The 11,623-nt window shown below is 47.0% G+C and carries 9 protein-coding genes; 7 read left to right on the forward strand and 2 right to left on the reverse strand.

Annotation, left to right across the window (positions count from 1 at the left end; genetic code table 11):
* Positions 1-66: 66 nt before the first annotated feature.
* Genes AB9H30_RS08600 through prsR form a run of 3 tightly spaced genes read left to right on the forward strand, consistent with a single transcriptional unit; the run spans position 67 to position 4,599 of the window.
* Entirely contained in the window at positions 67-1,191 is a 1,125-nt protein-coding gene (locus AB9H30_RS08600) for a beta-ketoacyl-ACP synthase III (protein WP_371194248.1), read from the forward strand.
* A gap of 6 nt (positions 1,192-1,197) precedes the next feature.
* Positions 1,198-3,237, forward strand: a complete 2,040-nt coding sequence (gene prsK, locus AB9H30_RS08605; protein WP_371194249.1) for an XrtA/PEP-CTERM system histidine kinase PrsK — start codon at positions 1,198-1,200, stop codon at positions 3,235-3,237.
* A gap of 3 nt (positions 3,238-3,240) precedes the next feature.
* Positions 3,241-4,599: a PEP-CTERM-box response regulator transcription factor gene (prsR, locus tag AB9H30_RS08610; RefSeq protein ID WP_371194250.1), complete on the forward strand. Its 1,359-nt coding sequence runs from the start codon at positions 3,241-3,243 to the stop codon at positions 4,597-4,599.
* A 31-nt stretch (positions 4,600-4,630) separates the two neighbouring features.
* Here prsR and AB9H30_RS08615 read toward each other — a convergent pair whose 3' ends face one another.
* Both AB9H30_RS08615 and AB9H30_RS08620 read right to left on the reverse strand, forming a co-directional pair.
* Entirely contained in the window at positions 4,631-4,933 is a 303-nt protein-coding gene (locus AB9H30_RS08615; protein WP_371194251.1) for a hypothetical protein, read from the reverse strand.
* On the reverse strand, positions 4,893-5,588 hold the full coding sequence (locus AB9H30_RS08620) for an AAA family ATPase (protein ID WP_371194252.1): 696 nt from the start codon (positions 5,586-5,588) through the stop codon (positions 4,893-4,895). Before AB9H30_RS08620 ends, AB9H30_RS08615 begins: the two co-directional genes overlap by 41 nt.
* 178 nt (positions 5,589-5,766) lie before the next feature.
* Here AB9H30_RS08620 and AB9H30_RS08625 point away from each other — a divergent pair, with 178 nt between their 5' ends.
* From AB9H30_RS08625 to AB9H30_RS08640, 4 genes are all read left to right on the forward strand, one after another.
* Positions 5,767-6,510, forward strand: a complete 744-nt coding sequence (locus AB9H30_RS08625) for a glutathione peroxidase (RefSeq protein WP_371194253.1) — start codon at positions 5,767-5,769, stop codon at positions 6,508-6,510.
* On the forward strand, positions 6,491-7,624 hold the full coding sequence (locus AB9H30_RS08630; RefSeq protein WP_371194254.1) for an alpha/beta hydrolase: 1,134 nt from the start codon (positions 6,491-6,493) through the stop codon (positions 7,622-7,624). The genes AB9H30_RS08625 and AB9H30_RS08630 overlap by 20 nt, the downstream gene beginning before the upstream one ends.
* 928 nt (positions 7,625-8,552) lie before the next feature.
* A complete protein-coding gene (locus tag AB9H30_RS08635) occupies positions 8,553-11,309 on the forward strand; it encodes a SpvB/TcaC N-terminal domain-containing protein (RefSeq protein ID WP_371194255.1) in 2,757 nt (918 codons plus the stop codon).
* A gap of 89 nt (positions 11,310-11,398) precedes the next feature.
* On the forward strand, positions 11,399-11,623 hold a 225-nt coding region (locus tag AB9H30_RS08640), incomplete at its 3' end, for a hypothetical protein (RefSeq protein WP_371194256.1).

Raw genomic sequence — 11,623 nt, forward strand, 5'->3', positions numbered from 1 at the left:
ATTGAAGTATCAGCTGTCTCACTCTAGTATTAGCCTATCTGCAAAAGCATGCAATCAGGATAACTAATGTCAAAAAAGATGATATTGAGTGGAGTAGGCCTATGGACACCCGAACATAGCATAACGAATGAAGAATTGATTTCCTCCTACAACGCCTACGCTGACCACTTCAATGAAGTAAATAAAGTGCAAATTGAAGAAGGTAGCCTAGCCGCTAAACCTCACTCTAGCGCCGAATTTGTCGAAAAAGCGTCAGGCATCAAAAGCCGATACATTTATGCAAAAGAAGGCGTGCTGGATATTCATCGCATGCGGCCAGTGCTCGAAGAACGTAGCGACGATCAACTGTCACAGCAGGCCGAGATAGCGGTTGAAGCGGCTAAAAAAGCACTGATTAACGCAAATAAAACAGCTTCTGACATTGATGCCGTTATTGTCTCTTGCGCTTACACGCAACGCTCTTACCCTGCAATCGCGATAGAAGTGCAAGAAGCGCTTGGCATTGAAGGTTTCGGCTTTGATATGCTGGTAGCGTGCTCTGCGGCAACCTTTGGCATGCACAGAGCCTATGAGATGGTAGCAGCAGGGACGGCAAGAGCGGTATTGGTAATTAACCCAGAGCTAGTATCTCCACAAATTAACTATACCGACCGAGACAGTCACTTTATTTTCGGCGATGTGGCTACCGCAACTATCGTAGAGTCTGACGAAACCGCCGCTCCAGGTCATGGTTTTGAGCTATTAAGCACCAAAGCGGTGACAAAATTTTCAAACAATATCCGATCAAATTTTGGCTATATTACCCATTCTACTGATGCCGACCCTTATGGTCCTGATAAGCTATTCCATCAAGAGGGTCGCAAGGTATTTAAAGAGGTTTGCCCAATGGCTGCGGAGCATATTACTGAGCACTTGGCTACTCATGGCCTAGTGCCAAGCGACTTAAAGCGTTGGTGGTTGCATCAAGCCAACATTAATATGAACACGCTCATCAGTAAAAAACTATTGGGCCGAGACGCCACCCGCGAAGAAGCGCCCATCGTGCTTGATACATACGCCAACGCAGCATCTGCCGGGTCGGTTATCGCATTTGCGCTGCATCATCAAGATTTAGTGAAAGGTGATTTGGGTATTCTTTGCTCGTTTGGAGCCGGGTATTCCATCGGCAGTTTGTTAGTTCAAAAAAGGTAAGTGTAGGTGTTTTTCAATGTGGGTTATGGCTTAACCGCGGCAGCTTATTTGCTGCTGCTGCTAATGCTGTTTGCAGTTCGAAATGCAGGCATGGCAAAGTACTTATTGATATTTGCCACCTTAACCACGGTATTGTGGTCGATGACTCATGTTGGTTACTTCAGCTTAGAGCTTGGGCAAGAAAACATTCTCAAATACGATTCGGTCCGCCAATGGGCCTGGATGCTGTTTATCGCTGCATGTTTACGCAATCAGTTTTCGAGTTTCTTTAGTTTCATCCGACGCCCTGAAACTTTAGCAATCATGCTGCTTCCCTCATTTGTAGTGTTCGCGGCTGTGTTTGAGTTTTTGCCAAGCACGTGGCAATTTAGTCTGCACACACTGTTGGCTTTGCAAGCTCTGGTATTGCTTGAAATTGTGTATCGTCAGTCAGACAAAGAAAAGTGGGCGTTTAAGCCTTTGGTTTTGTATTTAGGTGCCCTGAGCCTTTTTGATTTTGTTACTTATGCTAACGCGACGATGCTCAATCAGCTTAGTTGGAATTTCTTTGCGGCTAGAGGCTATATTTATGTCGCATTGCTGCCCTTCCTAGTGTTAGCAATTCGCCGCATTCAGCATTGGGGAATCGACATTTTTGTGAGCCGCGAAATAGTCTTGCACAGCACACTATTAATGGTGGCCGGACTATATCTAATGGCCATGGCACTGATGGGCTATGTGGTGAAGTACATCGGTGGAAGCTGGAGTTTACCGGTGCAGGTTGCGCTGGTGTTAGTGTCTTTGATGTTGCTAATAAGCCTATTTATGTCACACCAATTTAGAAACACCATCAAAGTGTTTATCACCAAGCATTTTTACGCCAACCAATATGACTACCGTGAAGAGTGGGTCAAGTTAACAGAGCGTTTAGCAAACAGCGATCAATCAACAAGTGATGTCTATCAAACTGCGCTAGATGCCTACCTTGCCGGCATTGGTTATGCTCAAGGGTGCTTATGCAAAGTCAACGCTGGGCGTATTGAAATAGTGGCATTTACTGAAGGTGAAGTAGAGCTTGATCGCCAACAATTCTTATTAGATATCCCGCCCCTTATTGAGTTTTGTCAGCAAAAACATTGGGTTATTGATTTTGATGAACTCAAGACAAAGCCCGATTTGTACGAAGAAATGCAGCAGCGCGAAAAATTTATGGGTAAGTTTACATACCAGTTAGCGGTGCCGATTTATCAACACGAAGCACTTTGGGGAATTGTGTTTATGCGTGCGCTAGAGCCAGATAAGAAAAGCTTAAACTGGGAACTTCGCGACTACTTGAGCGCACTTACCGATCAAATCACCAATTTTATTTTTCATTCAGAAAGTTCCAAGGCGCTCGCTGAAAATGCACAATTTGCCGCATTTAATCGCATGTCGGCCTTCGTTGTCCACGATTTGAAAAACGTATTGGCACAAATCAACTTGATCCTCTCGAATGCACAACAGCATAAGTCGAACCCTGAATTTATCGATGATACTTTTGAGACGCTCGAATACACCCAAGAGCGCATGGATAAAATGCTCAAACAGCTAACCAATAAAAAAGTAGAGGCTAAGCAAAGCGTTAAAATGACCGATATAGTAGTAGCACTGCAAACTTTGATCACTCAAAAATGCTGTGCGCAAAAACCGTGTCCTGAAATGCTGGCCAAAGACAGTATTGAAATTAGCATTGATGCCGAAAAATTCATCAATGTTATGTATCATCTCATTAGTAATGCGCAACAAGCCACGAATGAGTCGGGCAAGGTCACTGTGGACGTCTGTGCTTTGGAAAATGGCGTTGAGATAAGCATTGAAGACGACGGTACCGGCATGAGCGATGATTTCATTCAACAGCGTTTGTTTAAACCATTCGATACTACGAAAGGTAACGCTGGAATGGGGATCGGCGCGTATGATGCTAAACAGTTTGTTGAAGAATGCGGCGGAAATATTATAGTAAACAGTGAATTGGGCAAAGGGACACAGTTCATTGTTTATTTACCGATTGAGGCAAAGGAAAGATAATACATGGAAAAGATACTAGTTGTAGATGACGACCTAGGGATACAAAAGCAGTTAAAATGGGCACTTAGCGGTGTTGAAGTAATATTTGCTGCAGATAGACCGTCGGCCATAGCACAATTACGTCGTTTTGAGCCCAGTGTGGTGACGCTCGATTTGGGTTTACCGCCTGATCCAGCCAATGCTTCTGAAGGTTTGTTAGCGCTAAAAGAAATTTTAAATTTAGCGCCTGCGACAAAGGTCATCGTAGTAACCGGCAACGATGATAAAGAAAACGCTTTAAAAGCAATAGCGCTGGGTGCTTACGATTATTATCAAAAGCCAATTGATACCGATACCATCAACCTGATCATTCATCGCGCCATAAACCTTGCGAACTTAGAGCACGAAAACCTAATGCTGTCGCGCACGCACGCGGCGATGGGGCGTATCATTGGAAACAGTGATGCCATTCAAGGCGCAAACCGTAAAGCTGAAAAAATAGCGCAAACCGATATTAGCGTGTTGCTGTTAGGCGAAAGCGGAACCGGAAAAGAAGTATTTGCCCGCAGTATTCATGAGCACAGCGCCCGCAAAGATAAACCCTTTGTGGCGATAAACTGCGCATCGATACCCGAAAACTTGCTAGAAAGTGAGCTGTTTGGTTACGAGAAAGGCGCGTTTACCGGGGCGAATAAAACCACTTTAGGCAAGATCGAAACGGGTCAGGGAGGCACTCTGTTTTTAGATGAAATAGGAGATATGCCGCTTGGCTTACAAGCTAAAATGCTGCGGTTTTTGCAAGAGCGCGTGATTGAACGAGTGGGCGGTCGCAGTGAAATCGCAGTAGATGTCAGAGTGATCTGCGCCACGCACCGAGATTTGCAAGGCATGGTTGGCGGCGAAACCTTCCGAGAAGATTTATATTATCGCATTGGTGAAATTAGTATTTTAATTCCGCCACTGAGAGACCGAGACGACGATGTTATATTGTTGGCGAAGACCTTTTTGAATCAGTATCGAGAAGAGTACTCGGCAAAAGTGAAAGGGTTTAGCGAAGATGCAATTAGCGCAATGCTCAGTCATAAATGGCCGGGCAATATTCGAGAGCTGCAAAACAAGTTAAAGTCTGCCGTGGTATTAGCTGAAGGTCAGCTCGTGCAGGCCGATGATTTGGGTTTGTTAGTAAAAGATGAGTCTGCAGATGAGCGTGTGTTCAATTTACGTGAAGTCAGAGAGATAGCCGAAAGCAAGGCGATTCGAAATGCTTACCATCAGGCTGAACAAAACATTTCTAGAGCAGCCGAACTGCTTGGTGTTACCCGTCCTACCTTGTACTCCCTAATTGACAAATATCGACTTGATGATCTAAAAACTCAGACCTAAGTTACCTTGGGTCTGAGTTTATTGTTGGATTTTATTTTAAGCCTTGACCAAACAACCACTGGTCATCGCTGTAATATTGGTCGTGCACCAATAAACGTAATAACCTTGACTTACAAATGCCGGTACGCTTACTAATGCCTGAAAGCTCTTTAGCGCTTTGTTGGGTGAGTGAAAACGTGGCGTTTTTGGTCTTTCCTGCAGCCTCTTGAGGCGGAGTCTTTTCGCCTAGCCCGTAAGCATAGCTTTGGGCACCATCAATAAAACTATCAATATCAACAGGGCTTTGGTGCTCGTTACTTGATGGCGTAGACTTTTTGAGATCTCGTAGGCTCATTGGCTTTCGCTCCTGCTGATATAATCAATTCGTTAAATGCTTGACGCAATTCGTTGGCAGCTTTGCCATTAGGCTCTCTTTCGATTACCGACAAACCATCCTCTTCACTATCATCGTAGATATTTCGGGCATAGGTAACCGCATCAAGCGTGTGAATGCCAAACGAATTACATACGTCTTTTGCCTCTAAGATCCGCCCAACCTGATTCGGTAACGACGGACACTGAGTGATAATGAAGCTAGCGTGCATTTTTGGATTGACCATGCGGCAGGTGCTAAGCAAGTCTTCCATGTGGACAACTGTTTTTAAATCACGTCTTTTCGGACGCAATGGTAATAAAGCTAGGTCGGCAACCGATAGCGATGAGCGCAGGGCTAAGTTGTCTTGGCCGCCGCAGTCGATGACTACATAGTCGTAGTGTTGTTCAAAGCTGAGCAGCTCGTTACGAATTTTTCCGTAAAGCTGAACACAGTTAATACTGGCTAGTTGCGGTTGGCTGTTGCGCTCTTGGATCCAATCAGAGGTGGTTCTCTGTGGGTCGCAATCTACCATTAACAATGAGGCTTTTTGCTCAGTAACTAAGTGAACGGCTAAGTTTTGGGCTAAACAGCTTTTTCCGCTACCGCCTTTTTCTCCGCCTACTAATATAATCATATGGTCTCCTAATGGCTCTAAAATACGTTAAACTATGTACCTGAACCCAAGTGATGCTATCTTTGCTTTACTTCAACATGCACGAAGATTAACAAATATTACTAAGCTGACTAGCGTATCTATTCATACCTATTAATATGTAGGTATACATCTATTTAACTGAACAAAAGGGAAAAACATGAGCAACAGCAACCAACTAAGCAGTCAAGAAGGCAAACATATCCCCGAAGTAAACTGGCAGACTAGAGCGGGAGAAGAATGGAAGGTACTGAAAAGTAAAGATATTTTTGACAATAAAAAGGTTGTGGTGTTTTCATTGCCGGGAGCATTTACCCCTACTTGTTCATCTACTCACTTACCGCGTTTTAATCAGCTAGCGGGTGTCTTTAAAAAGATGGGCGTAGACGAAATTTGTTGTGTTTCGGTTAACGATACCTTTGTTATGAACGCATGGCTGGCCGACCAAGAGGCAAGCAACATTACCGTAATACCCGATGGCAATGGCGAATTTACCGAAGCGATGGGCATGTTAGTCGACAAGGCCGACTTGGGTTTTGGCAAGCGCTCTTGGCGTTATTCTATGCTGGTAAACAACGGCGTGATTGAAAAAATGTTTATTGAACCCAACGTGCCGGGCGACCCCTTTGAAGTATCAGACGCCGATACTATGCTTGCGTACTTAGATCCCAAAGCCAAAGCGCCAGAAGAAGTTTCGCTGTTTACCAAGCCAGGCTGCCCGTTTTGCACAAAAGCAAAAGCGCTATTGACCGAAAAAGGCTACGACTACGAAGAAATCGTATTAGGTAAAAACGCGAGCCTTGCCTCACTTAAAGCCGTTACCGGTCGCGAAACAGTTCCGCAAGTGTTTATCGGTGGTAAGCACATAGGCGGCAGCGACGAGCTTGAAGCCTATTTTGCCTAAGCGCTTGAATCCAACCTTGAAGATGCAATATTTAGCAAATATGGGGTGGGCGAATATGCTCACCCCTGTTGTGAGCATTGTTCGTATGCCTCTGAAAATTTACGCTTTGTTTATATTGTTTTGTGTATCGATGCCACCAATGGCTCAGACACAAAATAGCTTTGTGCAAGGCTTCACTGCTCTTTACGAGCAAGAGTTAGGCTCTGTGAACCGTTGCTCTGAACAAACGCGCAATGAGGTAAAGATATGTTCTAAAACACTCAGAAACGATGGCAACGCGCCGTTTGCTCTGATGCCGAGCAAGCCTAAAGGCACGGTGGTTTTGTTTCATGGTTTAGCCGATTCACCCTATTATTTGCGCTCGATTGCAGAATATCTTTATCAGCAAGATTATGCAGTGATTGTTCCGCTGCTGCCTGGGCATGGCAAACTCGACGCCGATGCCGACATGCAAGACCCAAACTTAAAACAGCGCTGGTATGCCCATGTAGACAACATAATGGCATTGGCTGCAAACAGCAGCGAAAAGGTGTTTGTTGGTGGGTTTTCAGCTGGCGGCACGTTAGCGACGCATTATATGTTGCAACACCCAAGCAAAGTGCAAGGCCTGCTGTTATTTTCAGGCGCACTAGAGTTATCGTCAAGCGCTGAGACCATGTCGAGTATTTGGGGCATGAAAAGCCTTGCAGTATGGCTCGACGGCACATTTGAAACAGATGGGCCTAATTTATATCGCTACCCTAAAGTGGCCAGCTATTCAGGTTTGGTTTTGATGGACGTGATAAAAGAAATTCGCGAGATGCTGGCTGATAAAGCAGCAATGCAAGATATCACAAAACCGATTTTTACCGCTCACTCAATGGCCGATAACATTACGCCATTTACCGGCATTGAAGATTTGTTAACAAAAGTGCCCGGCAACCATACCCAGTTTAAAATAGACAGCGAATTTGATGTTTGCCATTCCGATGTAGTGCTCAGCCCATTGCAAGTTATGACCATGAATTTTAATAAGTCGGCGGTGAATCAATCGGAGCGCTGCGCTGTGCCAAAAGCGAATCCTTTGCACAGTACGATGTTGTCGGTAATGAGTTATTTTGTTGCGGGGCATTAGATTAACGATGTTTTAGTGTGACACGATGCTGTTAAGGACTGCTATACACCCTAACCGTTACAACTTACTATATTTGACTGTCACACGCTCCTGTCGATCTAACATTTGATGAGGATCAGTGCTTTGTGAGAGTTTATATAATCGACATTATTTACAATGTTTAAAGTCCCATACAGCCTTACTTTAAGCAAAAAGTACGTAAACGTTTACAACAATATTTGCAATAAAGACTTGACGAATGATCAATAGGTGATTATTTTTTAAAAAAAAGTCACATGGATGTTACTAAAATGAAATCTAATCGTTTGATTACTCGCAGCCCCCTCGCAGCCCCCTCGCAGCCCCCTCGCAGCCCCCTCGCAGCCCCCTCGCAGCCCCCTCGCAGCCCCCTCGCAGCCCCCTCGCAGCCCCCTCGCAGCCCCCTCGCAGCCCCCTCGCAGCCCCCTCGCAGCCCCCTCGCAGCCCCCTCGCAGCCCCCTCGCAGCCCCCTCGCAGCCCCCTCGCAGCCCCCTCGCAGCCCCCTCGCAGCCCCCTCGCAGCCCCCTCGCAGCCCCCTCGCAGCCCCCTCGCAGCCCCCTCGCAGCCCCCTCGCAGCCCCCTCGCAGCCCCCTCGCAGCCCCCTCGCAGCCCCCTCGCAGCCCCCTCGCAGCCCCCTCGCAGCCCCCTCGCAGCCCCCTCGCAGCCCCCTCGCAGCCCCCTCGCAGCCCCCTCGCAGCCCCCTCGCAGCCCCCTCGCAGCCCCCTCGCAGCCCCCTCGCAGCCCCCTCGCAGCCCCCTCGCAGCCCCCTCGCAGCCCCCTCGCAGCCCCCTCGCAGCCCCCTCGCAGCCCCCTCGCAGCCCCCTCGCAGCCCCCTCGCAGCCCCCTCGCAGCCCCCTCGCAGCCCCCTCGCAGCCCCCTCGCAGCCCCCTCGCAGCCCCCTCGCAGCCACTTGCATAACCTTATTGGTCTTCTTGCAGGCACGTGCTTAATAGTCTCAGGGCTTGCATCGGCGCAGAGCGCGTCAAATATACTTACAAAAGATGTAACATCATCACGCTTTTTCGAACAAAAACCCCCGCTTGTATCGCTTGATAATTGTTACCAACCTTTTGTTAATCCACAGACAGAAGTACTGCAAGAGCAACCGCAACCATTCGCAATTGATGCCTCAAATTCTGCAACATCCGAGCTCGCAGCCAATACTGATGAGGTAGCACACACATCGTGGTGTGGAGGCGGCACGGAGCCACCTATTTCACCACCACCACCGCCGCCACCACCACCACCACCGCCACCTCCCATCACGCCGCCAAGCGGAGCACCAGTGGCTAAACCTATGCCCAGCTTAGCGCAAGCACCTGCTGCAACAGCAAATGCATCAACACCCTCTAACATAGGCGGCAGTGCATTTTGGCAAAAGGGCGGGATGGTGCGAGACCAAGCGTTGGACTATCGCAGTGTGCCTAATTCAAACTTCAATGGTGCTACTGGCGGGCAGGCGAATGTGAGTGGCGGCAGTGCTGCGTATCGCTTAGATATGGTAGTGCCGCCTGGTAGAGCAGGTATGCAACCTGCAGTAAGCTTAAGCTATTCGAGTAAAAGTGGTTACGGTAATGCGGGCGTAGGATTTTCAGTATCCGCAGGCGGCAGTATTAGTCGCTGTCCGCGCACAATTGCTCAAGACAATACTTTAGGTAGCGTGACACTCAATAGTGCCACCGATCGCTTGTGCTTAAATGGCCAACGATTAATCTCTACGAATGGTTACTACGGCGGCAGTTCGGTGACTTATGCTCTGGAATTAGACGACAACACCTTGGTACGCCAGTTTGGCGGGACTATAGACAGCCACGCCGCGTATTTTGAAGTGACATATCCAAATGGTAGCAAAGAAATTTTTGGTGATAACAGCGCGGCTAAAGTAATACCGGCAGGCACTTCAAAAACCTTGAATTGGTTGCTGACTGCGCGCAAAGATGTCAGTGGCAATAATCAGATAAGCTATACCTATGTTGACTACGGCAACGGTGAAAAGCTCCTTTCGCGTATTTACTATACGGGTACGCAGAGCATTCGCGGTGATCGCGAAGTCAGATTTACCTACAAAGCTCGACCATATAAAAATATCTCATTTATTGCTGGCGGCAGAATGGTCAGTTCGCAAATAATTGATAATGTAGCCACGTATTTTCAGAGCAGCATGGTAGATAAATACCAATTTAGCTATAGCAATAGCCAAGCAAGCACGCGCCCATTGCTGCAATCGGTAACGCGTTGTGGCTATACCAACGGTACAATGTGCCAAGCACCTACCACCTTTGAGTGGAGTGATGATCCGGTGGTGTATCGCACAGAATTGCTTGCCACCAATCAAGGACATGCATTAGCTCCACACGTGAGTCAAAAAACCATACCGCGAGGCGATAGAAATGGCGATGGCGTGCGCGATTGGCCATCCTACTTTGTTGATGCGGAGGGCAACTATGTAGGCCCGAATTCCGCAGCGCAAACTCCTTGTCAGTATAGTCATGTGACCATGAGCACAGTGTGCCATTCTCCCGATTTTGATAAAGACGGCCTTACCGACAGTTGGCGAGACGTTAACGGCTCGTTGCAAGTTTTGTATACCAGAGCAAACCAAACCAATGGCGGACGCACTGCTGCGAACACCAATATTCGTATTCAAAACGAAATTGGCCCTTATTTCGCAGCCAGTAAATACATTACTAACATTGCCGATTATACCGGCGATGGATGGGACGATATTATTGTTCATGAAGCCAATAGCGCTGTGAGTTACTGGACGGGTAATACTCGCGTAAGTGGTCGTTTGGTAATGTATAAGCATTCAGGTAACCCCGGTACACCTTATCCAAGCGCTACTGTTTTATATCAACTGCAATCTAAAGAATCCGTGCAGTATGCCGGCGATCTAAATGGCGATGGTTTGGCCGATTTTGCGATTACCGATTTTGTTCGCAATAAAGCCAGCGGCCGTCTTGAAAAACTACTGTTAAGTGAAAGCCTAAGTGGCAACAATGTTCGCTTTAATGCCCAAGCTATGGATTTACCGCCACAAACTTCGTCTCACTTACTAGATAATTTTAGTATGTTAATCGATGTAAACGGCGACGGCTTAGGCGACTGGATTGGCTTTGTAAGTGGTAGTAATTTATTACTGCATGTGAAACTCAATAGAGGCGATGGTACGTTTGAAGGACACTACTCACTGGGGTATACAATGCCTGAGCGTAATATCTTTATAAATGGCCATACCGAGCCAGAAGTGTTACGCGCGCCACGCTTTGTGAGCGGTTTGAAACAAATGGATATTAACCACGACGGTAAAACGGAGTTACTTATTCCGAGCACGCGTTTGGTTACTGGATGCTCGCGTTTATCGAGTACCGGCGGCAGCACATGGTTATGCGGCGATGAGCTTTATGACGATGCAGTGATGCAAGCAGGTACTTTGTTTGCCCCAGGAGAAAGCGCCGATAAAAGTATCTATCGTTTTGACGCCTTGGAGTTTAGGTTACACCCAACGACGTTGCGCTACAGTATTGTTAAACGTCCAACGCCGTTAATTGGCACCGTTGACAGCGTGGTTATTGATGCGTTTGGTAAGGGTCTGCAAGACTTAATATTCGATTATATTGGCGATGGCGGCAACTATAAAACTCTGCCGGTAACCTNCAAGACTTAATATTCGATTATATTGGCGATGGCGGCAACTATAAAACCCTGCCGGTAACCTCAGGACCCATGGCAGGCAAAACAAAAAACCGAGTGTACATGAATCGTAACTATGGCTCGTCAATTACCGCCAGCCCTAGCGTAAACGACTACCATCCTAGTGATTTGGTGCGTAAAGTTGATGATTCTTTAGGTAACACCAGTGAGTTTGCCTATCTGCCGCTGAGCAGTCGTCAGGTAAACAATCTATATTCTGCAAATTATGATGATGTGGTAGATAAAGACCATTTTCATTTCACCTCTAGCATGTACGTGGTGCACAAA

The organism is Glaciecola sp. SC05 (assembly GCF_041380235.1).
Classification (GTDB): domain Bacteria; phylum Pseudomonadota; class Gammaproteobacteria; order Enterobacterales; family Alteromonadaceae; genus Glaciecola.